Consider the following 26,326-nt stretch of genomic DNA (forward strand, 5'->3'; position numbering starts at 1 on the left):
TGTTGTACGAAGACCGATTTACCCACCCGCACCTCTGAGAGAATGCAGGCTTGCCAATCCATTCGACCGGCAAGCCTCTAGCTGTCCTGCACACAAAAAAACTGACAGGCCCCAGGGCCTCGCTGGTAACCAGATCTCCCACCGCGCGCGCCGCGTCCAGGGCCTGACCAGCCTTCTCGGTGATATCGACCATGCGCTCGCGGCGATCCTGCGGATTGGGCCGGCGCGCAATCCAGCCGCCCTCTTCCATACGATCCAGCAGCCGGCCTGCCGAAATCGGCGCCACCTCCATCAAGTCGGCCAGGGCGGCCTGATTCATCTCGCCGTGGAACGATAGATTGGCGATCACCCGGTACTGGGCACGGGTCAGATCGAGCGTGGCGCGCGAGAGTTCGTCGAACCGCTTGCCTGACAGACGGCCTACGTCCGCCACCAGAAAGCCAAAACGCTTGTCGAGATTCTTGTCCATGCGCGCGATTATAGGGATTCGCAGCGTTCCATTCGTTGATGGAAACCGTCTGGCACCTGGCAAGCCCCATCCATATGGCGTAGGAAAGCGCTGGGAATCACCGCGGCCACCTCAACCTGATCTAAGCTAGCGCTGTACACCGAAACTCCGGAAATGCGATGCCCACCTACGACTACCGATGTGACAAATGCGGTGATTTCTCGCAACTTCGCCCGATTGCCAGCCGCGACGTACCCGCCGTGTGCCCAGGCTGCGGCGAGGTGGCCCCCCGCGCGTTGGTAGCCGCCCCATCACTTTCCGGCGGTGCCGCAGAAGGCACCTCATCCTCGCACGGCGGCAATTGCGCCTGTTGCGGACCGGTCAAGCTGGCAGGAAGGACGGGCGGGAGTGGGTGGTCGGCAGGTCGATAGGCGCTACTGCGGCAGCGTTGCAACTCCGATTGCCGCTCAGACAAGTGAGGCAAGCTTCTCCAGCGTTTCCGGGTACTTCTGAACCAGCTTGATCAGCACCGTCGCCTGCGCATTGGGCTTGGCCCGGCCCTGCTCCCAATTTTCGAGCGTGCGAGCGTTAGTCCTCAGATACATGGCGAAAACTGGCCGCGACATGCCGAATTGCTGGCGAATTTCAACTAGGTCCTTGCCGTCGATGTCATGGAGGTCCGCCAATCGAACCTTGTGAGTGCGAAGCGTTGTCTTGCCCTGGCGCTCCGCTTCCAGTGCGTCGAAGCCTTCGACAAGTTCCGCAAAAATGTCGCGGGTCATATACCTCTCCTTTTGCTCTGTTCCCGTTCCAGGAACAACCTCAATTGCTCTGTCTGGGCAGGCGTCAGATCAGCCTGTCCGTCCTTGTCATATATTGTGAAGAGCCAGAACTGCGGGCCGCCTCGCCAGTAGTAGTAAATGACCCGCAACCCTCCGCGCTTGCCTTTTTGTCGTCGCGGATCGATGTAGCGCACCTTCCGGAGTCCATTGGTGCCCCGAATCACTTCGCCGCCAATGGGGTTCAGAATCAGCGCCGCCTGAAGAAGACGAAAGCCATCGTCGTCCAGATAGGTTTCGCGGTGGCGTTCGAACGCCGGCAACTCAACGAATGTGGCATGCACAATGTACGTTAGTTACGTATAGATAGGAAGTGTGGTTGCCGTAACTGTGTATCGAAGACGCCTTGCTAAACGTGTCCGACTCCTGTGGATATGTGAACTTGTGTTTCCGGAACGGCTTTTGCGACATCTATTGCGCAAATGTGCAAATACAATTGGGAACTATTCTCAACAAGGTCCTAGAATGCTGCATGGGGATCATCCCGTATCCCCGCCCTGGAATACCTCGCCATGCCGCCCCCGACCGATTCCGCCGTCCTCCAGCCCACCGCCACGCCACCCCGGCGTTCGCGACTTGCGTTCGTGGGTGCCGGCGCGCTCGTGGCGGTCGGGTACATGGATCCTGGCAACTGGGCCACGGCTATCGCCGGGGGCGCCAAGTATGGTTACAGCCTCCTGATCGTCATTGCCGTCGCGAGCGTGATGGCGATGCTGCTGCAGTGGATTGCCGCGCGCGTGGGCGTGGTGACCGGGCGGGATCTGGCGCAGCTTTGCCGTGACCGGTTCCCCCGGCCTGTGACGGTAGCGCTGTGGGTGGCCAGCGAGATCGCGATCATTGCCTGCGACGTAGCCGAAATCGTCGGCAGTGCCGTGGCATTGCAGTTGCTGTTCCACGTCAAGCTGTGGGTAGGCGTGCTCATTGCTGCCGTGGTGACCATCCTGATGCTGGCGGTCCAGCGCTACGGGCAGCGCACCATGGAGAGCATGGTCGCCAGCCTGATCCTTCTGGTGGCACTGTGCTTTGTCGCGCAACTGGCGATGGCGCAGCCCGAGTGGGCAGCGGTGCTCGGCGGCATGGCGCCGTCCTCGCAACTGGTGCGTGACGCGGGCATGCTCTGGCTCGCGGCCGGTATCGTCGGTGCCACGGTGATGCCGCACAACCTGTTTCTGCATTCCTCGCTGGTGCGCCGGTTCACGCCGCCACCGGGGGGGCGCCGCGAGCGTCGGCGTTCGCTGGCCGAGATCCTGAGCGGCATGAACCTCGACACCTTCGGGTCGCTGAGCTTCGCCTTCCTGATCAATGCGGCGCTGCTGATCCTGGCGGCCTCGGTGTTCCACGCCAACGGGCTGACGGACGTCGAGGATCTGGCCGATGCGCATCGTCTTCTCGCCCCGCTGCTCCACTCCGACATGGCGAGCCTGCTGTTCGCCGTGGCGTTGCTGGCCTGCGGCTTGAACTCCACGCTGACCGGCACGCTGGCCGGTCAGGCGGTAATGGAAGGGTTCCTGAATCTCAAGATGTCGCGCATGCGCCGCGCGCTGCTGACGCGGGCCGTGGCGATCGCGCCCGCGCTGCTCGCCGTGTCTGCGTTCGGCGAACATGGTTCGGCCAGCCTGCTGGTGGCCAGCCAGGTGGTGCTGAGTCTGACGCTGCCGCTGGCGGTGGTGCCGCTGATCTGGTTTGGATCGAGCCGCGACCTGATGGGAGCGTGGCGCGTTCGCGGCTTGCCTCTGATGGCCGCATGGGGCTGCGCCGCCGTCATCCTGTTCCTGAACGGTGCGCTGCTCTGGCAGGGTGCGGTGTCCTGATATGCCGGCGCCCGTGGATCAATCCACGGGCTCCAGACGCCGATACTGGTTGTAGTGGCGAATCGCGCGATGCGGATCGCCCAGTTCCTCATGCAGCCGGGCCGCGTTGTAGTGCGCATCGGCAAAGTCGGGGGCGAGGTCGATGCAGGCGTGATAGCTATCCAGCGCCGCGCGCAATGCGCCGAGGTCCTCGAGCGCCACCCCTAGATTGAAATGCAGCAGCGGCTGGTCCGGCAGGTGCGCCAGCGCCTCGCGATACCGGCTGGCGGCTTCCTCGAAGCGTTCCTGGTCGCAAAGCAGGCAGCCCAGGTTGAGCCAGGCATCGAGATAATCGGGCGCAGCCGATACGGCGCGCAGATAGGCGGCCTCGGCCTGCGGGCGATCCACCCGTTCCAGCGCCACCGCGCGATCGAACCACGTGGCCGGGTCTTCGTCGGACGGACCGGACCGTGATGGCCGCGCAGCCCGGTGCAAGTCGAGCACATCGGCCCGCGCGGTTTCGCTGAGCGCGTCGAGATCCAGCACGAACTGCCCCGAATCCACATGCCAGCGGCCCTGCCGATCTTGCACCGTCACGTCGCCGCCGACAGCGGTCACACGCAACCCGGTAGGCGGACGGCCCTCGCCAAGTCCCTGCAGCCGCCGCAGCGAACGCGTGATCTGGCGCGTGGGAATGCCCGCCTCGCGCAGCGATTGCGCGGTGCGCAGCAGCACTACATCCTGAAAACTGAACCGATACTCGTGCCGCGCGCCGCGCCGGGGCGCCACCACGCCGGCAGTCATCAAGGCGGAAATAACCGTGCGCGAGATGCCAAGCAACGCCTGCACATCGCGCATCGAATAGGCTTGCATCGTGGCCGGCGCTCCCTATTTGCGTGCCGCGCGCCTGGGCGCCTCGACCGGTGTTGGCGCGGCGGCGCGCCGTGCGCTCTTTCGCGCAGGCGCTGCAGCAGCTTCAGTCTTGGCGGCCACCTTGGCCGCCGGCTTTGGCGCGGCCTTGCCAGTGGTCTTTGCCGACGCCTGCGCCGCCGGTTGCCGCTTGTTGGCTCCGATGCTCTTGCGCAAGGCTTCCATCAGGTCGATGACCTCGCCACCTGTGGAGGCTGGCGTTTCGGCGGCAACGGTAATCTTCTTCCCGGCGATCTTCTTGTCGATCTGGTCGAGGATGCGCTGCTTTTCCTCGTCGGTATAAGCCGCCGCATCGTAGCCCTCCACGGCGTTCTGTTCGATCAACTGCAACGCCAGCTTCAGTTCCGCCGCATTCACGTCCGTGTGTTCGACGTTGAGGTCGCTCATGTCGCGCACCTCGTCCGCATAGAGCAATTGCTGCAGGATCAGGCCATCGGCACCCACCCGGATCTGCACCATGTACTGCTTGCCCTTCCACGCCCACTTGGCCAACGCACAGGTGCCGGTCTCCCGCATGGCTTCCGCCAGCAGGTTGTAGGGTTTGGCGCCGCGCTTGTCAGGCCCGAGGTAATAGGCCTTGTCGAAGTAGATGGGATCGATGGCACCAAGTGGCATGAACGACACGATATCGATGGTCTGTGCCGCCGCATCTTCAAGCGCCTTCAACTCATCCGGCGTAAAGGTTACGTATCGGTCTTTCTCGAATTCGTAACCCTTGACCATCTCGGAGCGATCCACCACCACGTCTTCCTTGAGGCAGATGTACTGCTGCCGCAACCGCGATCCGCACCCCTTGTGCAGCAGGTTGAAGCTCACGGCGGATTTGGTCTCGGTGGCCGAGAAGACCCTCACCGGGATCGACACCAGGCCAAAACTGATCGATAGCGAGGCAATGGAACGTGCTGCCATGGCAACTTCCTCCCGCAAGAGTCACGTGTCACGCGTTGAGGAAGTCTAGTCCGCGGGACGAAGCCCGTGGCATCGGCCATGCGCGAGTGCAGCATGCGCCGCCAGCGCGCCGCTTAGCCCACCACGGCAATCACCCAGCCAGTCAGCGTGGGCCCGGCCACCACCATCAGCACGCCGGCCAGGACCATCGTGAGACTGGCCACGACACCCTCCTCCGTATGACGTTGCCGAGCACGTGCCGTGCCAAAGCCGTGCGCGGCCGCCCCGAGCGATGCACCCTGCGCCACCGGTGAGCGCAGCCGCAGCAACGCCAGCACGGCATCGCCGACCATCATGCCCACCAGCCCGGTCATGACCGTGAACAGCGACACCAGATCGGCCGAGCCGCCCGTGTGCGACACCACGGCCACGGCGAACGGCGTGGAGACCGAGCGCGCCATCAGGCTGCTCGACACCTCATTGCTGAAATGAAAGGCCTCGGCCAGCAGTCGCGCGCTGACCAATGCCACCAGCGTGCCGACCACGACGCCGATCGCCAGCGCCAGCCAGTGGCGGCGCACGATGGCGCGATGCTCGTAGATCGGTACGGCAAACGCGATGGTGGCCGGGCCCAGCAGCCAGACCATCCAGCGGGTATCGGCCACATAGGCGGCGTATGGAATATCAGCGGCCAACAGCAGCGCAATGGTCAGCGCCGGCACCACGATGGCTGGCGACAGCCAGAAGCGCGGCAGGCGACGATGAAACGGTTTGATGGCGAAGTACAGCGCAATCGTCCACACCAGGCAGAAGAACGAGGCCATGGCTTACTCGCCCTCGCCTTCGGTGACATCCTTGCCGCGCCATGCCGCGATGCGGCGTTCGAGCCGGCATCCCGCGTGGACGGCCAGCGCGGTGGCGGCCATCACCAGCACCGTGCCCGCCACCACGGCAATCGTGAGCTGGACGCCCTCGGCGCGGAACAGCGGCACGTAGTTGACCACGGCCACCACGCACGGGATGAAGAACAGCACCAGTTCGCCGAGCATCCAGTCCGCGCCATCCTTGACCCAGCCCACCGGGGCCTTGCCCGAGAGCAACAGTGCCAGCACAGCCAGCAGGCCCAGCACGCCGGGCGAAATGGACCAGCCCAGCGTGCGCGTCAGCCAGTCCGCCGCCCACCAGATGGCCAGCAAGGCGCCAACCTGCGCGGCGATTCTCGGCAGGCGGTGCTTGCGGGCTTCGGAAAGGGACGATGCGGCAGGGGAAACGGCGTTGGTAACGGACACGGCAACAAGAAATCGGGGGCGATGACGGCGATTATTCGCATAATTTCCGCACAACGACAGACCGATACTCCGCATTGGTTGTGCAAATATGCACAACCTACCAGCTAGGCGCCGTCCAGAAACAGCGAGACGTGCGCATCCACCTGCTCGGCGATGAATGCGGCGACGGCGCGTACGTGCGCGGCCTTCCAGTGATCCTCATGGACATGCATGTGAAAGGTGCGCGTGACCTCTACCTCGTCCGGCAACACCGCTTCCAGCGTGGGAAATGCGGCGGCGACGTAGGCTGGGAGGATGCACAGGCCATGGCCCGCAAGCGTCGCATGTACCTGCGTCAGCAGGTTCGTGCTGCGCACCCGGGCGTTGTAGTCCACGCCAATGGTTCCGGCGAAGCTCAGTTCGGGCGAGAACAGGTGTTCCTCCACGTAACCGATGAACGGATGCTGCAGCAGATCGGTCTTGGTTCGAATACGAGGCGCACGCTTCAGGTACGACTTCGTGCCATAGACGAACATCCGATAGTCAGTCAGGCGTCGGGAGGCCACGCGCAGGTGATCGGCACCCGCGAGACCGATGGCGATATCGGCTTCCCGACGCGTGAGGCTGAACAGCCGCGCCGCCGCGAAAATCTCGATTTCCAGCCTCGGATGCTGTTCGGTCAGCAGATGGATGCGCGGCGCCAGGAACATACTGCCGAAGCCATCGGGCGCACCAATCCGGACCGTGCCCGCGATGTCCTGTTCGCCCGCTGCCGCAGCCTTCGACGCCAGCAATGCGCTCTCGATGGCCTCCGCCGTGGCCAGCAACCGTTCTCCGACCGCTGTCAGCGCATAACCCACATGGCTCTTGTGGAACAGGCGCGCATTGAGCACACCCTCCAACGCATGGATATGCCGCGCGACAGTGGTGTGTTCCGTGCCGAGTTGTTCGGCCGCAGCCGACAACGTTCCCGACCGCGCCACGGCCAGGAAGTAGCGATAGTCGTCCCAGTTGTCCTGGGCGCGCGGGGTGGCGCGTAGGGTAGCTTTGCGCGTGGTCATGCGGCGCTTTCCTCAATGGGGTGGCCGCGCGCGTCGCGATGCCGGCGCCGGTAGTCACTTGGCCGCTCGCCGAAATGCTGCGCGAACACCCGTCCGAACGCAGCCTGCGAGACATAGCCGCACGCTCCCGCCACGGCGGACACCGACATCGCGCCTTCCGCAAGCAAGCGCGCCGCACGTTCCATGCGCAAGGCGCTCACCAGTTCCAGCGGTGTAAAGCCCGCGTGGGCAAAGCGCCGCAGCAGCGTGGCGCGCGACACATGGCACGTGGCCGCCAGTCCGTCGACGGTCCAAGGGTGCGCGGGGTCGCGCACCACTGCGTCCACGGCCCGCGCTGTGCGCGGATCTGCCATGAGTCCAAGCACGCCAGCCGATACCTGCCCCCCGGCCGTCAGCACACGCAGTAGTACCGTAAACATTGCATTCGAGAGGCTGGCCACGATGGCCGCGCTGCCGGGCCCCGGCCGCTCGGCCTCTTCATGCATCATGCCGATCAGCCCGCGCAGCCAGCCGTGGCGCTCGCTATCGGCCTCGTCGCCGGCCCCGGCGGTCTGAACGCGCAGCACCTCGGGCATCGCGCCTAGCAGCACGCTGGCAGTACGTCCCAACACGAAGGTGCCGCACAGGATGTCCAGCGGTGCGGCGTTGCCGGGCACCACCACCTCTGTGACCACGCCGTTGAAGTGGCGCGACGGTTCGGCACGGCGCGTGCCCGCATGCATGCCAGATACGGTATGCGCCCCGCCACGCGGAAAGAGCAGGACATCGCCGGCCGCCACGTGCAACTGCTGGCGTCCGACCATCACCTCGGCGCGTCCGTGCAGGATCACGTGATACGGCACGTGGCCCGGCGGGGCCTGGTCGTGAAAGGCCGACCAGGCCCCGGCCACGCGGCAATGCAGATCCACCGTGCCGGAAGGTGCCAGCAGGCGCACAAGTTCGCTGAGACTGTCCATGATCCGATCGAGCAAAAAACTGATCCGATTCTAATCCATGCGGATCACGGCGACATCTACCATGGTTTCCAAGGGCAACGACACAAGCGTCCGAGCACTACCGAACCAGACACTCAGCAAGGAAATCGATCATGACCACACGCCTTCACACCCTCCCCGTCGCCGACGCTTCCGGCCAGACCGCCGAACTTTTCGGGGCCATCCGCCGCGCCGTCGGCAAGGTGCCCAACGCCTATGCCACGATCGGCAGCAACGCCCCGGCCGTGCTGGCCCAGGCGCTGCAGACCAATGCCACGCTGAAGCAAGGCAGTCTATCGGGCAAGGAACTGGAGGCCATCAACCTGGCCGTGAGCGAACATAGCGGCTGTGACTATTGCCTGGCCGCCCACACGCTGACCGCGACGAAGATGGCCGGCTATAGCGTCGAGCAAACGCAACAGTTGCGCCGTGGCAGCTATCCGGAAGATGCGAAGATCGACGCGCTGACGCGCTTTGCGGTGGAACTGGTCAGCACAAGCGGCACGGTACCGGCTGCTTCAGTCGAGGCCGTTCGTACCGCGGGCTACAGCGATACCCAGATCGTCGAGGCAATCCAGGCTATCAGTGCGATCCTGTTCACGAACATGATCAATCGCGTCAACGACACGACGCTGGATTTCCCGGCCGTGTCTTAAGGATCAAGGGTGGGTTGCGTGGCATGTCTCAATGCCACGCGCTGCCCACCTGGATATAGAAGGCGTTCTGGTCCTTGCTGTGGGCCACGTCGATACCCATCGAGAGCCCAAGCTTGCGCGCGATCATGTAGCGGAAGCCTCCGCCCACGCTGAACACCGTGCTGGCGTCGGAGAAATCGTGCCAGCGTCCGTATGCCTTGCCGGTGCCCGTAAAGGCCAGCACCGACCAGCGCGGCGTCACGTCCCAGCGCAATTCCACCTCGGCAGCCAGTGCGTTGCGGTCCTGGTAGCGCCCCTTCTGCACGCCGCGCAGGTCTACGTATGGCTGGGCGTAGAAAGGCACGTCACCGGATGAGAACTTCGTATCGGCGCGCAGGCCGAGAATCCACGTGCGCGCCAGCGGTAACCACGTAAAACCGCGCGCGTTGAACATGTTGAAGCTCTGCGTGCTACCGAACCCGCCACGTGCAAACTGCGCCTCGATCTCGGCGTAGCTGCCCTTGTTCGGAAAGAAGATGTTGTCGCGCGAGTCGTAGTCGATTACCAGACCGCCCTTGCCGATGCGCTGGTTCTTGTCGAACGAACCGAGTTCCGCCGCATTGCCCCCGAACTTGAACGTGGCAGAGGTATCGGCATAGACGTAGCGCGGACCGATGTACCAGCGCGAATCGCCCAGCCGAAACAGCAACTGCTGCACCAGCAGGAAGCCGTCCAGTTCATAGGCGCGAGGCTGGTTGTTCTGCCCGAAATACTCGAGATTGGCATTCGCCTTCCCGATGGCACCGAGATAGCGGATGCGGTCCCCATCCCACGTGTGAAAGTGCGCCAGGCCACCCGCCCACGTACCGTTCTCCGTATAAGCACCGCCAACAACCGTGATGTTCGGCGGTGCAGGCCCCTTGCCCGTGGCCTTGCCCTCGGCTGCCGCCTCAGCCATCGACTGCGAGAAGAACGCCAGCCCTAGCCCGAAGCCATAGCCGACCGCCGGCTCGGTAATGATCGTCGGGACGGGTAGCGCACCCTTGTGATGGAGCAGGAAATCGCTCATGTCGAGCATGCCGTCCTCGGGATCGAAGAACGACAGCCTGGGCTTGGAAACCGGCTCCGCTGCCGCGGCGGGCTCGGACTGCGCCCATGCCACGGGTCCTCCCATGCAAGCCGCCGCCGCTACGGCCAGTACCGCATGGCGGGGCGTCATTTGCCGAACGTCATGTTAAGGCCGGCGAATACGGTCCACTGCGGGATACCGGTGCCGTCATGCAGGATCGAATACTGCGGTTCGACAAAGGCATTGAAGATCGTCTTGCCTTCCTTCCATGCCTTTCCCGCGCCGAGGCCCACCGGGATGTAGTAGGTACTGCGCTGCAGGTCGAAGGTCCAGGTGCCGGTCGACCGGATGTACCAGCCCTGCGGCAGATTGAAAATCATGAATGGCTGTGCCGTCAGCGTTTGCACGGTGGGGCGGCTGCTCTGGCCCGCGAACGAGTGCTGCCATTGCAACAGCATGCCCAGCAGTCGCGCGGGCTTGGCATCCACCACCACGCCGGCCAGCCCGGCCTGCCACTTGCCGGTGCCCAGGCTCGGATCGGTGGCCGTCGGAATCGTCAGCAGCGGTCCTACGCCAAGTTCGAGCCCCTGCGCGCGCAGCAGGAAAATGTCGAACAGGTTGATATCGCCGAGTCCGGTTTCGTAGGTGCCGTCGCCCTTGGGACGGGTGCTGATCGGCACTGTGGGACGAATGATCTGCGGCGCGCCAATCAGACTGTTCGGCGCCACGGGAAGCGTGCCTCGCAACAGGAAGTCGTTGGTGTGCGCGCCGCTGCCGTACAGGCGCGGCGTGTAGTAGTTCTGGAGATTGAACGCCGGTGACGGATTGAGCGGGTTGTTGCTCTTGTTGGCATCTTCGGCACTGGTCTGCGCCATCGCCGCGGACGCCAGCAGCGTACAGCCCATCCAGATACTGCCAAAACGTTTCCAAACACGGTCAATCGTCATTGCTCTCGGCTCCAGGCGGTCATGGGAAAACCGGCCAAGGGACTTACCGATCTCCTGCAGGCAATGTACCGGACGCGCTGCCCCGATGCCCGCCCCGCCGTGATGAAGTTTCTCGTAGCGAGCATTAAGTACTGTGCACCAGACACGCCCCGGGACGCCGTCCACGCCCCGCATCCGGGTTAAGCCGGGAAATTCCCTTCATCACGCAATGACATAATGTCATGTCATTCATAACCCGTATGGGGGATTATCCAATCGCTAATGTTCCGATTTTCGCATTACTTTAAAGACACACTTGTGGTTTCCATTTTTTCTAAATCTAGAGACAATAAAATTGAATTCCATTCTTGTCCCGGATTTGCCAAACTCGCTCCCATGAATCGCGGACGCGCTCCGATGTTCAAGACGCGGATCGGTTACTGACTGATCAATCTTCAGCGGTGCAACACAAAGGAAACCACAGTGAAGCACTACACTCCGGAAAACTTCCACCTGACGCAGAGCATCGGATTCCACCTGAATCGAGCTCGCAATAGCTTGCTGACAGAACTGGACTCCGCCTTGCGCCCTCTGGACATCAATGGGCAGCAGATGGGTATCCTGCTCTGCCTGATGCGGGGCGTGGCCAGCACGCCTTTCGAAATCAGCAAGGTCCTGGGAATCGACAGTGGGCTCATGACCCGCATGCTCGACAAGCTGGAGGAGAAAGGGGTATTGGAACGCAGCCGCAGTATCGATGATCGACGCGTGGTAAATCTGGCGCTGACAACCAAGGGCCGGAATATTGCCGAGGAAATCCCTACTATTGCACCGGAAGTGCTAAATCAGCGACTGGAGGGATTTACCATTGAGGAATTCGAGGAGTTCCGCCGGCTTCTTCAGAAATTCGTTTCCGGGTGATCGGCATACCCGGATCGTGGATATTGCGGTAACGATTTTCCGGTCAACGCCAGGGACGGCGGTGCCGGATAAACCATTCCACGGCACCGAATGCGCCCTGCACTGCCAGTGCCAGCACCGCTGCCGGTATGGCACCCGCCAGCAACTGGGTGGTGTCGTTCAGGGCCAGGCCCGTTACGATCCGCTCGCCGTAACCGCCTGCGCCCACGAAGGCGGCAATCGTGGCCGTGCCCACACTGATGATCGCGGCGGTCTTGATCCCCGCCAGCATCACGGGCATGGCCAGCGGCAACTCCACGTAGCGCAATACCTGTAACGGACGAAAGCCCAGCGCGCGCGCCGCATCGCGCATGCCCGGAGGCACCTCCTGCAGGCCAATGCAGGCGTTGCGCACGATCGGCAGCAGCGCATAGAGGAACAGCGCGATCATGGCCGGCCAGATGCCGATACGGCCGAGCAGCGGAATCAACATCGCCAGCAATGCGAGCGACGGCACGGTCTGCAACACCCCGACGATGGCCAGCACCACCTGGCCTGTGCGACGTCTACGTGCAGCCACGATACCCAAGGGCACGCCCACCAGCGTGGCGGCACCCGCCGCGCCACCGACCAGCGCCAGATGACGCAAGGTCAGCCGCCAGGTCTCGGCACCCAGTAAAGTAGCCAGCAGGCCGTTGCGCGGTTCCGCACTACCCCCGCCACCGGACAGGAAGCGGCTTGCCACGGCCGCGAACGATGCGCCGTCGATTTCCGCCGCAGCATTCATGCCGATCATCGCCGCCACATCGATCCGCCCCGCCAAGTTTTGCCACGCCTGCCATGCCTCGGGAAAGCGGTGCGGCACATCGGCGCGATAGACGATCACCGCGTCATAGCGAGGAAAGACATGGCGGTCGTCCTCCAGCACGCGCAGGTGGTAGCGCCGGATCTTGGCGTCGGTGGCGTAGATGTCTGTCGCGTCGATTTGTCCCTTGGCGAGCGCTTCGTAGGACAGGCCATGATCAATGCCGATTGGCTGCTGCGGCAGGCCATAAGCCCGCACGAGCGCAGGCCAACCATCGGCTCGCCCGATGAATTCGTGCGACAGCCCGAGCTTCAGGCCCGGCTGCCGCGCAAGGTCGCCCAGCGTGCGCAGGCTTTCCGGGCGTGCATCGGACACGGCAATTGCGTAGGTGTTGTCGAAGCCCAGCGGAATGCCCGCCGCAAGGCCCAACGGCGCCAGCGCGGCGTTAATTCGCTCGAGCGTGACAGGCGGGGGCAACTTGAGGATCTCGCTGGCCAGCGTACCCGTGTAGTCCGGGTAGGCATCGATGCTGCCCGCCTTGAGTGCTTCGAACAGAATGGCCGTATTGCCCAGGCCGGGAAGATGCTTGGCATCGGCATGGGGCGCGGCTGACTGCGTCAGGACCTCGCCGAGGATGTACGACTCGGTGAACCGCTTCGAGCCAATGCGGAGGGGATCGGCGTGAGCGGCGACGGTGATCGCCAGCAGCAAGGCCAGGGACAGCCGGATGAAACAATGCAAACGGAGTCTCCCTTTTTTCTCCCCTCTCCCGCTTGGGGAAAAGGGGTCGGGGGTGAGGGCCAGCGGTTCAAATGAGACAAGTCGCAGGATAACCGCTTTGCCCTCACCCCCAGCCCCTCTCCCACTGTGTGGGAGAGGGGAGTAAAAACCGAGCGGGAGAAACCCTACGGCGTCACATGCACCGCCAGCCAGATCGTGGGCTGCGCCGCATCGGTCCATGCCACGCGATGCCGGCAGTTCGGTGGCAGACGCAGCCAGTCCCCGGCGCCGAGCGTGTGTGTCGTTCCATCGTCAAGCTCCACTGCAGCGGTGCCACTGATCACCAGCACCCACTCGTCGTCGGTGCTGTCGTACCAAAAGCCGGGAGGGCTGGCCTGGCCGTTCGATACGATCCGCTCGATCCGCACCCCGCCCGTAGACTGCCAAGCCAGCAGGTCCGTGAAAACCTCGCCGGTGGCATGTACCGGCACATCATGCAGCAGGTTGCCTCGCGTCGCGGTCATGACCAGTTCCTTGGGCGCTTCAGTCGGCGGGACCGGGCGCGATGACTTCGCGTGTGCCGTTGCGGCCCATTGGCGAGACCAGTCCGGCAACTTCCATCTGTTCGATCAGGCGCGCGGACCGGTTGTAGCCGATACGCAGATGACGCTGCACGGCAGAGATCGATGCGCGACGCGATGTCAGGACGAATTGCGCGGCATCGTCATAAAGCGGATCGGCTTCGGCATCGCCACCCCCTTCCCCGAACAGGTCGGCTGCCCCTTCCGGTGCATCGCCCGCCAGGATCGCCTCTTCGTAGTCAGGCTCGCCGAATTGCTTCCAGTGCTCCACCACGCGGTGGACTTCCTCGTCGGCAACAAAGGCGCCATGTACGCGTTGCGGATAACCGGTGCCGGGCGGCAGGAAGAGCATGTCGCCCTGCCCCAGCAGGCTCTCCGCACCCATCTGGTCCAGGATCGTCCGCGAATCGATTTTCGATGACACCTGGAACGCCACGCGCGTCGGGATGTTGGCCTTGATCAGGCCGGTGATGACATCCACCGACGGACGTTGCGTCGCCAGGATCAGGTGGATACCGGCTGCACGGGCCTTCTGCGCAAGACGGGCGATCAACTCTTCGATCTTCTTGCCGGCCACCATCATCAGATCGGCCAGCTCATCGATCACCACCACGATCAGGGGCAGCGTCGAAAGCGGCTCGGGGGCGTCAGGCGTCAGCGAAAACGGGTTCGGCACCTTGCGCTCCGCCGCTTCCGCTGCACGGATTTTCTGGTTGTAGCCGGCCAGATTGCGCACGCCCAGCGCGGACATCAGCCGGTAGCGCTTTTCCATCTCGCCCACGCACCAGTTGAGCGCGTGCGCGGCCTGCTTCATATCCGTCACCACGGGTGCCAGCAAGTGCGGGATGCCTTCGTAGACCGACAGTTCGAGCATCTTCGGGTCGATCATGATCAGGCGCACATCCTCGGGCGTGGCCTTGTACAGCATCGACAGGATCATCGCGTTGACCGCCACTGACTTGCCCGAGCCGGTCGTACCCGCCACCAGCAAGTGCGGCGCGCGTGCGAGATCCGTCACCACGGGGTTCCCCGTGATGTCCTTGCCCATCGCCAGGACCAGCTTGGATGCATGCGCATCGAACGCGCTGCCGCTCACGATCTCCGACAGCCGGATCATCTGCCGCTTGGCATTCGGCAGTTCCAGGCCCATGCAGGTCTTGCCGGGGATGGTCTCGACCACGCGGATCGACGTCACGCCAAGCGCACGCGCCAGATCCTTCATCAGCCCCACCACCTGCGCGCCACGCACACCCACGGCGGGATCGACCTCGAAACGCGTGATGACCGGACCCGCACTGGCGCCCACCACCGACACCGGCACCTTGAACTCTGCCAGCCGCTGGGCGATCAGTTCACCGGTCTGGAGCAGGCGCTCCTCCGATACCGTTTCAATATTGCCGTCTTCAGCAGCGAGCAGATCCACACCCGGCAAGCGGTAATCCACAGGTTCGCGCGGGGCTGCCGGGGGCGGCGGCGGCGCCACGACGACCGGTGCCGTTGCCACGGGTTGCGCGGGCGCCAGCGGCACCGTATTGCCGATCACGGCCTGGAGCACGATGCGCGGCTTGGGCGCGGGTTGAACGAAAACGTTGGCGTCTTCAAGCGCGGCGGGCTCGTCGGACGATGGCACGTCGTCGGGTTGTTCTTCCGCCATCGAGGCGGCTACCGCCTGCTCAATGGCTTCCGATGCGGAGGGCTGGGCAGGCAAGGCTTCCTGGATGGGCTGGGCGATGACTTCCAGCGGCGCTTCCTCGACAAGCTCAACCCTGGCGATATCCACAACCTCGGCGACCTCGGACTCCGGTTCGTTCACCTCCGGGACTGCTTCGGCCTCTGCCTCCAGGGCTTCGACTGCGACTTCGGCTTCGGCTTCGACTGCGGCCTCTGCTTCGGCAAGCGACCCGGTCTCTGATGCGGACTCTGGCTTGCCAGCCAGTGCACGCAATTCCGCCATCAACGCCAGCGCCTCGGCCCGAATGGAGTCAAGCGTCACGCCATCCTCGGGCACGACATCTTCCGCCGGTACAGCGGGCTGCGCAGGCGTGGCAGCGGGAGCGGCCACCGGTAACGGGGCCTCCACAACCGCCACGGCATCATCCTCGACGACGGCTGCACTCACGGTGGGCGTAGCCGCGACGGCTGCCGCCGGCTTCGTCATGGCCTCTGGCAGCGTGGTAACCGCCGAGCGAAGACCCAGTTGCGGATTGCGGAACGGACTGCTGACAACGGTGGCTTGAGGCGCCGCAGCAGGGGTGGGACGGGCCGCAGGTTTTTGCGCGGGTGTCTGGACAGGCTTCTGTGCGGGCTTGGTCGCTGTAGACGCCGACGAGGCCGACGAGGCCGACGACGGAGCACGCGCAGCGATCACGGGTGCCGACGGTGGCGTGGCATCGCGCTTGACCACGCCTGGCGCATCGGCGTGATGCAGCCAGATCTCGCCCGGCTGCGGCGGCGATTGCCGCGTACGCGCCGGTGGTTGCCATGCGGGCTGGCGGCGTGCGGAGACCGGCTCGATGCCCTTCTGGCGCAGCGGCTGCCGGCCAGCTTGCGAAGGCATCGACGTGGTTTCCCAACGGTCCGCATCGTCGCGCGAAGACGCCGGCGATGAAGAAGAGAAGGATGAAGAAGTGGAGACCGTGTCGTGTCGGGTGTCCACGCGCGTCTCGGCACGTGCGGCGGGCTTCGGCGAGGGACGGTTCTCTTCCGGATTGACCGGAGGACGATGCAGTTGGAACAGACTGCGCCACGTCTCGCCGAATACCATGGGCGCCGACAAGCCGAGCACGGCCAGCATCATCAGCAACCCACCCGTCCAGCCGAGCATGCTCGAGACAGCACCGGCCAGCGCATGGCCCGCTGCACCGCCTGCCAGGGCATGAGTGGCTTCAGCGGTCTCGCCGCCTGTCAGCGCTTCCAGCGTGGCGCTGGCGCCCAGCACCAGCACAGTACCCATCAGCACGCGCAGCGAACCCCGGCCGAACAACCGACGATCGCCGGCGAGCACACGGCTCACCGTTCGCCAGAGAAGCGGCAACAGCCAGAAGGTCGAAATTCCGAACCAGCCCAGACCCATTTCAATTTGCACGTTAGAAAACCACGGGCAGCGATTGTAGCGGGTCTGGATCGGCGAGACCGCCGCGCGCACAAAAACTTACCTGGAACTTTCGCTAAAGTTTTCGATTGCGGGCGTTGTGGCGCGTTTTTGCGAGGAATTACTTCGCAGGCGGCGGGCTGACCGGCGACGGTTGTCCGGCCCGGAAGGGGTACTTGGTAAAGATCTTGCCCACGACCTTGTCGATGGCCGCCTGGTTGTTCTGCGGATCGGCCTGGCTGGCGTCGCCCTGCGCGATGCCTTCCCAGACGAGCTGGTTCTTTTTCGCGTCGATCACGTCGATGTTCAGCGTGCCTTCGGTGTAGGTGTACGTGTCGTTATAGAACCCGTAGCCCGGCCATGGCGCATAGAGACCGCCACGATACGCGTAGTAGCCCGCGTAGCCCGGCGGTGGCAACGGCGCCGGGTTGCTCACGATCTGCTGCCGGAACTGCACGTTGAAGTTGACCAGCAGGTCCGGCCGCTGCGGCGCGAACTGGTAGCCACGCGCCGTCATTTCGCGCTGCACGGCGCCTTTCAGATACTGCGTGGTCAGGGTCTCGTACCCTTGCCGGTCCGTCCCCAGCTTCGGCTCGAAGCCGAACGTCCGGAACTGCCCAAAATCGACACTGCGGTTGTAGTCCGAGCGAATGTCCGGGCCAGTGGCGCAGCCGGTCAGCGCCAGCGCTGCCAGCAGTGCGCCAGCGACAGGCAGGCCACGCAGGGCCATGTGGCACTGCGACAGTTTCGTGAATTGCATGCGAGCTCCTGATTGCGTCGAGTGACGTCTGATGACGTCGAGTCCTAGTTCCATTTACCGTCGATGCCGCCCACGCTCAGGCGGCCCGCACCGAGAAACGCCACGGCCAGCGCCGCTGCCAGGTACATGCCCTGCAGTTCCAGCGCCCAACCGCCTGTGTTCGCCATTTCGCCAAGCTGCTTGACGTGGACCAGCCCCAACGCGAACAGCATGTTGACGGCGATGATGAGACCGCCCAGCCGCGTGAACAGGCCAATGATCAACAAGATGGGCGCCACCACTTCACCGATGTAGACGCCATAGGCCACGAAGGAAGGCAGCCCGGCCTGCGCCACTACCTGCATGACGAATCCGGGACCCGCCATCAACTTGGCAATACCGTGAAGGAGGATCAGCACCCCGAGGGCTATCCGCAGAATGGCCTTGCCAAGGTCTTGCGTTCCTTGCGTGCGACTCATGGTGTTCCCTCCTGAAAGTCCTGCCGTTGGATGCAGATCCACATGTGACCTGCATTCAACTACCTTAGCCCGTGCCGACGTGAAGGTAAAGACGCTAACTTGTCGCGTTTGACCGGATTCCAGCCTATCCGCACGCTTTTCAGCAGGTGCCTACGCGTCCTCTCCCGGTGGCAGCCCCATGGGCGGTGTCAGGTGCATCGCCAATCCACCATGCGGCATCATGCCGACCCGGCGTGCATGCTCGGGCAGCACCTCGGCCAGGAAATCGAGAAAACGCCGCAACGCAGGCGTCACGCCCTGGCGGGACGGGAACACCGCGTGCAAGACGCCCATCGGCAGATCCCACTGCGGCAGCACCACTTCAAGCTCGCCGCGCTCGATTTCGTCTCGGCAGTACATGCGCGGCAACATCGCGACCCCTGCACCTGCGATGGCGGCTTCGCGCAGCAGCGCGAACTCGTCGGAAATCAGGCGCGGCTGGTAGCCGATGTGGACGGGCTCTCCTGACTTGTCGAACAGCGTCCAGACATGGCGCCCTTCGTGCGGCTTCTGTCCCAGGCCCGGCATGCCTTCCAGCGCCTGCGGCGTACGGGGCCGACCGATGCTGTCGAGCAGCGCGGGGCTGGCCACCAGTTTCAGGTCGCTCTTGCCGAACGTGCGCACAGCCAGGCTGGAATCGTCGAGCACGTTGCGCACGCGCAGGGCCAGGTCGAAGCCCTCGGCAATCACATCTACGCGTCGATTGGTCGCCTCGATCTCCAGTTCGATGCCGGGATTGGCACGCATGAACTGGCCGATGCTGGGCGCCAGCAGGATCTGCACGATTGCAACCGGGCAACTGACCTTCAGTACGCCGCCGGGTTGCTCGCGGGCGCTGTCGATCACCTCGCGCGCCGCCTCGGCAGCCTGGAGCATCTCGCGGCACCGCGCGTAATAGGCTTCACCGAGTGGTGTGACACGCACCTGTCGTGTGGTGCGGCGAAGCAGTTGCACGCCCAGGTCACGCTCCAACTGGGCAATACGGCGGGAGAGCCGCGACTTGGGGACACCGCTGGCGCGGCTGGCGGCCGAGAAACTGCCGTGCTGCACGACCTGTGCAAAGAGGGACAAATCGTTGAGATCCTGCATGTCTGACCTTGGGGGCGATTAATGGGGGCTCGTTCGTCGTTGCATCTGCAGAACAATCATTTGCATTTTGCCTCACTACCGGCATCAATGGCGACCCTCTATCTTTCAGTCCATCCAAACGAACTTCAGTGGGGCCAGACAAATGAACATCCTCCAGATCGATTCCAGCGTCCTCGGTGACAACTCCGTTTCGCGCAACCTGACCGCCGCCGTGGTGGCCGACCTTGTCGCCGCGAACCCCGGCGCCAACGTGACCGTCCGCGACCTCAACCGCGAGGCACCCGCCCACCTGACCGACAACCTGCTGCCCGTGCTGGGCGGCCCGAAGGAAGGGCTGAACGCGGAACAGCAAGCCGAACTCGATCGCACGGAAGCCTTCCTGGCCGAATTCCTGGCTGCCGATGTGCTGGTGATCGGTGCACCGCAATACAACTTCGGTATTCCGAGCCAGCTCAAGGCCTGGATCGACCGTATCGCCCAGGCTGGCCGCACGTTCCGCTACACGGCCAACGGCCCCGAAGGTCTGGCCAAGGCGCGTGCGATCGTGGTGTCGTCGCGTGGCGGCGTGCGCCAGGACGATTCGGCGCTGGACCTGCACGAGATCACCATGAACGCCGTACTGCGCTTCCTGGGCGTGACGGATATCCAGTTTGTCCGTGCTCATGGACTGGCGATGGGTCCGGAATCCCGCGAAGCCGGCCTGAACCAGGCCCGTACCGAGATTGCCGCGCTGAACGACGCCGTACGCGCTGCCGCCTGAGTCTGAATCTGCTACGACCCATCACTCCGTGAAGTACCCGGCGCCATCCCGTTGGCGCCGACGCTGCCACCCGCATCCCCTTACCTCTCCGGTCGGGGGATGCGGGTTTTTTTGTTTTTCTGGCGTGACCGCGTAGGCGCCAACCTACACCCACACCCGATCTCCGGCCGCTCGCCCCGCCGGGCGGATAGGTCTATGATGGTTCGACTGTCCGCCACGCCACCGGGAGCCTGCATGCCCACAGCCTCAGCACTGTTGCCAGCCACCGCCAGCCATCCTCCGCAGGAACCCGCACTGCTGTCCCAGTACCGCCATGTGCGCGCCGCCAGCGAAATGCTTGTGGCGGACCTGACCGATGCCGATGCCACCGTGCAGTCGATGGACGATGCCAGCCCGGCCAAGTGGCACCTGGCCCATACGACGTGGTTTTTCGAGGAGTTCGTGCTCGCCGCACGGCTACCCGATTACGAACCCGTCGATCCCCAGTATCGCTACCTGTTCAACTCCTATTACGAAGCGGTTGGCGCGCGTCATCCGCGTCCGAAGCGCGGTCTGCTGACCCGGCCCACGCTCGACGAGGTGCTGGCCTATCGCGAAGCCGTCGACGAGAGCATGTTCTCGCTGCTCATGACTGCGCAGACCGACGACGAAGCGGCGCTCATCACCCTTGGCCTGAATCACGAGCAGCAGCACCAGGAGCTGTTGCTGACGGACATCCTGCACCTGTTCGCCCAGAATCCGCTGCGGCCTGCCTATGCGCCGGAACTGGCGGAGCCGGTGGTGGCGGACCCGCGTCCCGCACCGGAATGGGTGCGCTTTGCCGGCGACATCGTCTCGATCGGGCATGGCAGTGACGATTTCGCGTTCGACTGCGAAGGCCCTCGGCACCAGGTGCTGCTGCGGCCGTTCGCGCTATGCACGCATCCGGTGAGCAATCATCAATGGTTCGAGTTCATCGAGGATGGCGGCTACCAGACGGCTGGACTATGGCTGTCCGATGGCTGGCGCTGGGTCTGCGACAACCAGATCGAGGCGCCGCTGTACTGGGAAGCGCGCGAAGGTACATGGTGGCAGATGAGCCTGCGCGGCATGCATCCCGTCGATCCGGATAGCCCGGTGACGCACGTGAGCTTCTTCGAAGCCGACGCGTTCGCGCGCTGGGCCGAGCGCCGGCTGCCGACCGAAGCCGAATGGGAGCACGCGGCCCGCAGCCTGCATGCCACCGGCAATTTCATCGAAGGCCGCGCGCTGCGTCCGCTGCCGGATCGGCAGAACACGTCAGGCGTGCTGCGCCAGATGTTTGGGGATGTCTGGGAATGGACCGCCAGCGCCTTCCTGCCCTACCCCGGTTTTCAGCCGAGCACGGGAGCGGTGGGCGAGTACAACGGCAAGTTCATGAGCAGCCAGATGGTGTTGCGCGGCGGGTCGTGCGTCACGCCCGAGTCGCATATCCGGGCGACATATCGGAATTTCTTCTATCCGCATCAACGGTGGCAGTTCACAGGGGTACGGTTGGCGGATGATGTTTGACTGACTGCCTGGCTCCTGCAGACGAAGAGGAAAAGGCTCGCCCGGAATCGGGGGAGCCTTTTTTGTTTGGGTGGGGAGAATATTGGCGGTTAATTGCGTTACTAGCCTTCGCACCGTCCATTTGTTTGCTCCCCTCTCCCGCCGCAGGTGGGAGAGGGGTTGGGGGAGAGGGCGTGGCGGTGAAAAATCTGAGCGTGATTGGCAAGCAGATCCGCTTGCCCTCACCCCCAGCCCCTCTCCCGCGTCGCGGGAGAGGGGAGCGAAATCCGTGGGAGATGAGAACGCTTACGCTCCCTTCAACCGCCTCCACAACGTCGTCGCACTAATCCCCAGCTTCGCGCACGCCTCGGCGCGGTTGCCGCCGCACTCCTCCAGCACACGGCGGATGTGGTCGGTTTCGCTCATCCGGGCAATACCGGCCAGCGATGGCGCGGCTTCGCGGCTGGCGAACAGTTCCGGCACGGCAGCCTGCAATTCCTGCTGCAAGGCCATCGGGGCAAGTTCCACCCCTGCCACCAGCACCGCGATCCGTTCGGTCACGTTCTCCAGTTCACGGATATTGCCTGGCCAGTCGTAAGACGCCAGACGCTCGGACACCAGCCCTGGCAGCGGCTGCGGCGCCGCGATGCCCAGTCGTTCCTGCGCACGGCGATAGAGCAGCAACGCCAGCGCGGCGAGGTCGGCGGAGCGCTCGCGCAGCGGTGGCATTTCGATGCGGAGGATGTTGAGGCGGTAGTAGAGGTCCTGGCGAAACGTGCCATCGCGCACGAGCGCGGCGAGGTCCCGGTGCGTGGCGGCGATCACGCGCACGTTGACCGGCACCGCTTCGATCCCGCCAATCGGCAGCACCTGTTTTTCCTGCAGTACACGCAGCAGCCGGGTCTGCAGTGCAGGCGGCATGTCGCCCACCTCGTCGAGGAACAGCGTGCCGTTATGGGCCGATTCGAACAAGCCCGCCTTGCCGCCCCGTCGCGCGCCCGTAAAGGCGCCTTCCTCGTAGCCGAACAGTTCCGATTCGAGCAGCGTTTCCGGGAAAGCCGCGCAATTGACTGCGACGAACGGAAACGCGCGGCGCGGACTGGCGTCGTGCATGCCTTGCGCCAGCACTTCCTTGCCGGTGCCACTCTCGCCGCTCACAAGCACGGTGGAATCCACCACGGCGTAGCGCCGCGCCAGCGCCCGCAAACCCGACATTGCCGCCGAATCGCCAGCCAGATCATCCAGGCTGTATCGCACCCCAGCAGCCCGGGGACGATTGCGCGAGCGCAGGTTGCGGTCCGCACGATGAATCGCGTTGGCATCCTGGATGGTCAGCACCGCACCGGAACTACCCGCCTCGCCAACAATGGGAATGCGATTGACCACGACCATGCGATCACCGAGCCGATGGATCGCCTCCAGATCGCTCGTGCCGCTCTGCATCACGCCATCGAGCGACAAACCCGGTGCCAGCGTCGAGAGCTTACGGCCCACGGCCACGCCCGCCGGTGTGCCAAGAAATCGCTCCATGGCAGGATTGAACGCCTGGACGCGCCCTTCCGCATCCACGGCGGCCACACCTTCGTTCAGATGGGCCAGGATGGCATTCACGTAGTCGCGCCGCGTGGATTCGATACGCCGCAGCCGCGCGGCCTCGATCGCATCTTCCAGCGCCAGCCGCACGGCATTACCGGAATACAGGAACACGCCCACCAGCCCGTACTTGTCCGCAAGGTCCGTCACCATGCCCGGCCCCACCACCACGCGAATGCCCTCTTCCCTGAGCGCCCGCACACGCGCCGTGGCGTCGTCTTCGGTCAGGTAGGTGTAGCGCGGAATATCGAGGCCGAACGCCTGCACGAACTCGTCGACTTCAGCGTAGGTCGAGGCGTGCGTCACCAGCGCCACCTTGGGAGAGATGCGCCGCGCCGTGGCCAGCGCGCTCATCACGTCGAAGCCGGTCACCTTGACCAGCACCACGGGCACGTCCACGTGCTGCCGCAGATAGGCACCATTGGAGCCGCCCGCCACCACGACATCCACCCGGTTCTCGCGCGCCTCGCGATTGATGGCGCTGGCTGCTGCTTCGAAGGCGCGCCCGACGATGCGGAACTCGGCCCGCGCTGCGTAGGCGGGAATCAAGTCGGCAAACGCACGCGACAGTCGGCTGATCCCCATTGCCCATATCCTGGGCCGGGCGCCGGCAGCAGTGGGAGGGGTGGGTTTCAGCGCGATGGAAGGCAGGGACGACATGGCGGGAGAGCCGGGTAAGGCATATAGTCGGTCGGGGTGTTGGCATTGTGCGCCGCTGCCCCATGCATTTCAACTTTGAAATGCATGGAATTCATCGAAATACGTGAAAGTGAAATCCACACGACACGGAAGGTGGCCCCAAGTTGCGCACAAGGAACCCAACCCCTTGAAACGTAAGGGATTAAGAGATACCCGCGAGCCGATCCATTCACTCGCAGTACGGTCCCATCCTGCTGGCACACCCCTTGCGCTTCATTGCACCGCCCTGCCCCCGAAGCAGCTTTGAAACGAAATCGAATAGAAGACCAACGAGATCCACGCCATGACCTTCACCGCCAACGAACTCGCCCGCTCCGCAGGTGCCCGCTTCCGCCAGGCTCTGATCGATGAATCCCCGCTGCAGATCCCGGGCACGATCAACGCCAATCACGCCCTGCTGGCCAAGCGCGCCGGTTACCGTGCGATCTACCTGTCGGGCGGCGGCGTGGCAGCCGGTTCGCTGGGCCTGCCGGACCTCGGCATCTCGAACCTGGACGATGTCCTGACCGATATCCGCCGCATCACCGATGTCTGCGACACGCCGCTGCTGGTCGATGTCGATACCGGCTTCGGCTCTTCCGCTTTCAACGTGGCCCGCACTACGCGCTCGCTGATCAAGTTCGGCGCAGCGGCCATGCATATCGAGGACCAGGTGGGCGCCAAGCGCTGCGGCCATCGCCCGGGCAAGGAAATCGTCGGTCAGGATGAAATGGTCGACCGCATCAAGGCCGCCGTGGATGCCCGTACCGACCAGAACTTCGTGATCATGGCCCGTACCGACGCGCTGGCCGTGGAAGGACTGGACAAGGCGATCGAGCGTGCTGTGGCCTGCGTGGAAGCCGGCGCCGACGCCATCTTCCCGGAAGCCATGACCGATCTGGCCATGTATGCGAAGTTCGTCGATGCCGTGAAGGTGCCCGTGCTGGCCAACCTGACCGAGTTCGGCGCCACCCCGTATTTCACGCTCGATGACCTGCGCAGCGTGGGCGTGGCGATGTCGCTGTACCCGCTGTCGGCCTTCCGCGCCGCCAACAAGGCTGCCGAAAACGTCTACGCCGCCATCCGTCGTGACGGCACCCAGAAGAATGTGGTCGATACGATGCAGACGCGCGCCGAACTGTACGAGCGGATCGACTACCATGCCTACGAGAACAAGCTCGACGCGCTGTTCGCACAAGGCAAGGGCAAGTAAGACCCGACCGCCTCCGAGACAGAGACAACCTTCAGTTCCGATTAGCGAGAGAACCACCATGGCAGCTCGCAAGCCCACCTCACAGAAAGCACAAAACAAGGAGACCCCGATGTCCGAAGCCCAACCGCTGGCCACGCCGAAGCCCAAGAAGTCTGTTGCCCTGTCCGGTATTGCCGCCGGCAATACCGCGCTGTGCACCGTAGGCCGCAGCGGCAACGATCTCCACTATCGCGGCTACGACATCCTCGACATCGCCGATACCTGCGAATTCGAGGAACTGGCCCACCTGCTGGTCCACGGCAAGCTGCCCACCCGCGCCGAACTGGCCGCCTACAAAGCCAAGCTCAAGGCGCTGCGCGGCCTGCCCGCCAACGTCAAGGCTGCACTGGAATGGGTGCCCGCCAGCGCCCACCCGATGGACGTGATGCGCACCGGCGTGTCCGTACTCGGCACGGTGCTGCCGGAGAAGGACGACCACAACGTGCCGGGCGCACGCGATATCGCAGACCGCCTGATGGCCAGCCTGGGTTCGATGCTGCTGTACTGGTATCACTACAGCCACAACGGCCGCCGCATCGAAGTGGAAACCGACGACGACTCCATCGCCGCCCACTTCCTGCACCTGCTGCATGGCGTGCCGCCGTCAAAGCTGTGGGAACGTGCGATGCAGACCTCGCTGAATCTCTACGCCGAGCACGAATTCAACGCCTCGACGTTCGCCTGCCGCGTGGTGGCCGGCACGGGTTCCGACATGTACTCGGCCATCTGCGGTGGTATCGGCGCGCTGCGCGGCCCGAAGCATGGCGGCGCCAACGAAGTGGCGTTCGAGATCCAGAAGCGTTACGACACGCCGGACGAGGCCGAGGCCGATATCCGTCGCCGCGTGGAAAACAAGGAAGTGGTGATTGGCTTTGGCCACCCGGTGTACACGATCAGCGATCCGCGTAACGTGGTGATCAAGGAAGTGGCACGCAAGCTGTCGAAGGACGCCGGTTCGATGAAGATGTTCAACATCGCCGAGCGCCTGGAAACGGTCATGGCCGACGCCAAGAAGATGTTCCCGAACCTCGACTGGTTCAGCGCAGTGAGCTACCACATGATGGGCGTGCCCACGGCGATGTTCACGCCGCTGTTCGTGATTGCGCGCACCTCGGGCTGGGCCGCGCACGTGATCGAGCAACGCATCGACAACAAGATCATTCGTCCCACGGCCAACTACACCGGCCCGGAAAACCTGAAGTTCGTGCCGATCGAGAAGCGCGCCTGAGTCTGCACAACTCAGTCCGCACAACTCGCATCGTC

25 protein-coding genes and 1 pseudogene are annotated in these 26,326 nt (G+C 64.0%); 8 read left to right on the plus strand and 18 right to left on the minus strand.

Annotated elements, in window-relative coordinates:
- Positions 1 to 100: 100 nt before the first annotated feature.
- Positions 101 to 469 (minus strand): annotated as a pseudogene (locus tag FFS21_RS25360) (MarR family transcriptional regulator); the annotation flags it as partial.
- A gap of 158 nt (positions 470 to 627) precedes the next feature.
- On the opposite strand from FFS21_RS25360, the gene FFS21_RS25365 reads away from it, so the two are divergent.
- On the plus strand, positions 628 to 879 hold the full coding sequence (locus FFS21_RS25365) for an FmdB family zinc ribbon protein (RefSeq protein ID WP_137927470.1): 252 nt from the start codon (positions 628 to 630) through the stop codon (positions 877 to 879).
- Positions 880 to 915: 36 nt separating this feature from the next.
- On the opposite strand, the gene FFS21_RS25370 is transcribed toward FFS21_RS25365, so the two are convergent.
- Both FFS21_RS25370 and FFS21_RS25375 read right to left on the minus strand, forming a co-directional pair.
- A complete protein-coding gene (locus tag FFS21_RS25370; protein ID WP_137927471.1) occupies positions 916 to 1,230 on the minus strand; it encodes a helix-turn-helix domain-containing protein in 315 nt (104 codons plus the stop codon).
- Positions 1,227 to 1,571: a toxin gene (locus FFS21_RS25375; protein ID WP_137927472.1), complete on the minus strand. Its 345-nt coding sequence runs from the start codon at positions 1,569 to 1,571 to the stop codon at positions 1,227 to 1,229. Before FFS21_RS25375 ends, FFS21_RS25370 begins: the two co-directional genes overlap by 4 nt.
- A gap of 228 nt (positions 1,572 to 1,799) precedes the next feature.
- Between FFS21_RS25375 and FFS21_RS25380 the strand changes: the two genes are divergently transcribed.
- A complete protein-coding gene (locus FFS21_RS25380) occupies positions 1,800 to 3,098 on the plus strand; it encodes an Nramp family divalent metal transporter (RefSeq protein WP_137927473.1) in 1,299 nt (432 codons plus the stop codon).
- Between the two features lie 18 nt (positions 3,099 to 3,116).
- On the opposite strand, the gene FFS21_RS25385 is transcribed toward FFS21_RS25380, so the two are convergent.
- From FFS21_RS25385 to FFS21_RS25410, 6 genes are all read right to left on the minus strand, one after another.
- Positions 3,117 to 3,950, minus strand: a complete 834-nt coding sequence (locus FFS21_RS25385) for a tetratricopeptide repeat protein (RefSeq protein ID WP_137927474.1) — start codon at positions 3,948 to 3,950, stop codon at positions 3,117 to 3,119.
- Positions 3,951 to 3,965: 15 nt separating this feature from the next.
- Entirely contained in the window at positions 3,966 to 4,916 is a 951-nt protein-coding gene (gene ku, locus FFS21_RS25390) for a non-homologous end joining protein Ku (protein WP_137927475.1), read from the minus strand.
- A 113-nt stretch (positions 4,917 to 5,029) separates the two neighbouring features.
- Complete coding sequence (locus tag FFS21_RS25395) at positions 5,030 to 5,719, minus strand: LrgB family protein (RefSeq protein WP_137927476.1); 690 nt, start codon at positions 5,717 to 5,719, stop codon at positions 5,030 to 5,032.
- 3 nt (positions 5,720 to 5,722) lie between these two features.
- Positions 5,723 to 6,184, minus strand: coding sequence for a CidA/LrgA family protein (locus FFS21_RS25400; protein ID WP_249359640.1), 462 nt, complete (start codon positions 6,182 to 6,184; stop codon positions 5,723 to 5,725).
- A gap of 104 nt (positions 6,185 to 6,288) precedes the next feature.
- Positions 6,289 to 7,224 carry a LysR family transcriptional regulator gene (locus tag FFS21_RS25405; protein ID WP_137927478.1) on the minus strand — a complete coding sequence of 312 codons (936 nt, stop codon included), beginning with the start codon at positions 7,222 to 7,224 and terminating at the stop codon, positions 6,289 to 6,291.
- A complete protein-coding gene (locus FFS21_RS25410; RefSeq protein WP_137927479.1) occupies positions 7,221 to 8,180 on the minus strand; it encodes a cupin domain-containing protein in 960 nt (319 codons plus the stop codon). Before FFS21_RS25410 ends, FFS21_RS25405 begins: the two co-directional genes overlap by 4 nt.
- Before the next feature lie 131 nt (positions 8,181 to 8,311).
- Between FFS21_RS25410 and FFS21_RS25415 the strand changes: the two genes are divergently transcribed.
- The gene (locus FFS21_RS25415) at positions 8,312 to 8,854 is read left to right on the plus strand and encodes a carboxymuconolactone decarboxylase family protein (RefSeq protein WP_137927480.1); all 543 of its coding nucleotides are present in this window, start codon (positions 8,312 to 8,314) and stop codon (positions 8,852 to 8,854) included.
- A gap of 28 nt (positions 8,855 to 8,882) precedes the next feature.
- On the opposite strand, the gene FFS21_RS25420 is transcribed toward FFS21_RS25415, so the two are convergent.
- Together FFS21_RS25420 and FFS21_RS25425 are read right to left on the minus strand one after the other, a co-directional pair.
- Positions 8,883 to 10,052, minus strand: a complete 1,170-nt coding sequence (locus tag FFS21_RS25420) for a BamA/TamA family outer membrane protein (RefSeq protein WP_137927481.1) — start codon at positions 10,050 to 10,052, stop codon at positions 8,883 to 8,885.
- Complete coding sequence (locus FFS21_RS25425) at positions 10,049 to 10,849, minus strand: hypothetical protein (protein WP_249359641.1); 801 nt, start codon at positions 10,847 to 10,849, stop codon at positions 10,049 to 10,051. Before FFS21_RS25425 ends, FFS21_RS25420 begins: the two co-directional genes overlap by 4 nt.
- A gap of 462 nt (positions 10,850 to 11,311) precedes the next feature.
- On the opposite strand from FFS21_RS25425, the gene FFS21_RS25430 reads away from it, so the two are divergent.
- Positions 11,312 to 11,749 (plus strand): MarR family winged helix-turn-helix transcriptional regulator, encoded by a 438-nt coding sequence (locus FFS21_RS25430; protein ID WP_137927482.1) that lies wholly within the window; start codon positions 11,312 to 11,314, stop codon positions 11,747 to 11,749.
- Between the two features lie 43 nt (positions 11,750 to 11,792).
- Here the strand turns inward: FFS21_RS25430 and FFS21_RS25435 are convergent, their stop codons facing one another.
- The 6 genes from FFS21_RS25435 to FFS21_RS25460 form a co-directional block, all read right to left on the minus strand.
- A complete protein-coding gene (locus tag FFS21_RS25435; protein WP_137927483.1) occupies positions 11,793 to 13,274 on the minus strand; it encodes a glycine betaine ABC transporter substrate-binding protein in 1,482 nt (493 codons plus the stop codon).
- A 164-nt stretch (positions 13,275 to 13,438) separates the two neighbouring features.
- On the minus strand, positions 13,439 to 13,777 hold the full coding sequence (locus FFS21_RS25440) for a cupin domain-containing protein (protein WP_137927484.1): 339 nt from the start codon (positions 13,775 to 13,777) through the stop codon (positions 13,439 to 13,441).
- Positions 13,778 to 13,796: 19 nt separating this feature from the next.
- Positions 13,797 to 16,907 (minus strand): FtsK/SpoIIIE family DNA translocase, encoded by a 3,111-nt coding sequence (locus FFS21_RS25445; RefSeq protein ID WP_137927497.1) that lies wholly within the window; start codon positions 16,905 to 16,907, stop codon positions 13,797 to 13,799.
- Positions 16,908 to 17,046: 139 nt separating this feature from the next.
- On the minus strand, positions 17,047 to 17,655 hold the full coding sequence (locus FFS21_RS25450) for a DUF4136 domain-containing protein (RefSeq protein ID WP_137927498.1): 609 nt from the start codon (positions 17,653 to 17,655) through the stop codon (positions 17,047 to 17,049).
- A 74-nt stretch (positions 17,656 to 17,729) separates the two neighbouring features.
- Positions 17,730 to 18,143 (minus strand): DoxX family protein, encoded by a 414-nt coding sequence (locus FFS21_RS25455; protein WP_137927485.1) that lies wholly within the window; start codon positions 18,141 to 18,143, stop codon positions 17,730 to 17,732.
- A gap of 150 nt (positions 18,144 to 18,293) precedes the next feature.
- Positions 18,294 to 19,271 (minus strand): LysR substrate-binding domain-containing protein, encoded by a 978-nt coding sequence (locus tag FFS21_RS25460; protein WP_137927486.1) that lies wholly within the window; start codon positions 19,269 to 19,271, stop codon positions 18,294 to 18,296.
- A gap of 142 nt (positions 19,272 to 19,413) precedes the next feature.
- Here FFS21_RS25460 and FFS21_RS25465 point away from each other — a divergent pair, with 142 nt between their 5' ends.
- Complete coding sequence (locus FFS21_RS25465) at positions 19,414 to 20,031, plus strand: FMN-dependent NADH-azoreductase (RefSeq protein WP_137927487.1); 618 nt, start codon at positions 19,414 to 19,416, stop codon at positions 20,029 to 20,031.
- A gap of 234 nt (positions 20,032 to 20,265) precedes the next feature.
- Positions 20,266 to 21,561 carry an ergothioneine biosynthesis protein EgtB gene (gene egtB / locus FFS21_RS25470; protein WP_137927488.1) on the plus strand — a complete coding sequence of 432 codons (1,296 nt, stop codon included), beginning with the start codon at positions 20,266 to 20,268 and terminating at the stop codon, positions 21,559 to 21,561.
- Between the two features lie 285 nt (positions 21,562 to 21,846).
- On the opposite strand, the gene prpR is transcribed toward egtB, so the two are convergent.
- Entirely contained in the window at positions 21,847 to 23,793 is a 1,947-nt protein-coding gene (prpR, locus tag FFS21_RS25475; protein WP_137927489.1) for a propionate catabolism operon regulatory protein PrpR, read from the minus strand.
- A gap of 322 nt (positions 23,794 to 24,115) precedes the next feature.
- Here prpR and prpB point away from each other — a divergent pair, with 322 nt between their 5' ends.
- Together prpB and prpC are read left to right on the plus strand one after the other, a co-directional pair.
- Positions 24,116 to 25,024: a methylisocitrate lyase gene (prpB, locus tag FFS21_RS25480; protein ID WP_137927490.1), complete on the plus strand. Its 909-nt coding sequence runs from the start codon at positions 24,116 to 24,118 to the stop codon at positions 25,022 to 25,024.
- Between the two features lie 109 nt (positions 25,025 to 25,133).
- Positions 25,134 to 26,291, plus strand: coding sequence for a bifunctional 2-methylcitrate synthase/citrate synthase (prpC, locus tag FFS21_RS25485; RefSeq protein ID WP_137927491.1), 1,158 nt, complete (start codon positions 25,134 to 25,136; stop codon positions 26,289 to 26,291).
- Positions 26,292 to 26,326: the final 35 nt, after the last annotated feature.

Source organism: Cupriavidus sp. 2SB, from assembly GCF_005503625.1.
Classification (GTDB): domain Bacteria; phylum Pseudomonadota; class Gammaproteobacteria; order Burkholderiales; family Burkholderiaceae; genus Cupriavidus.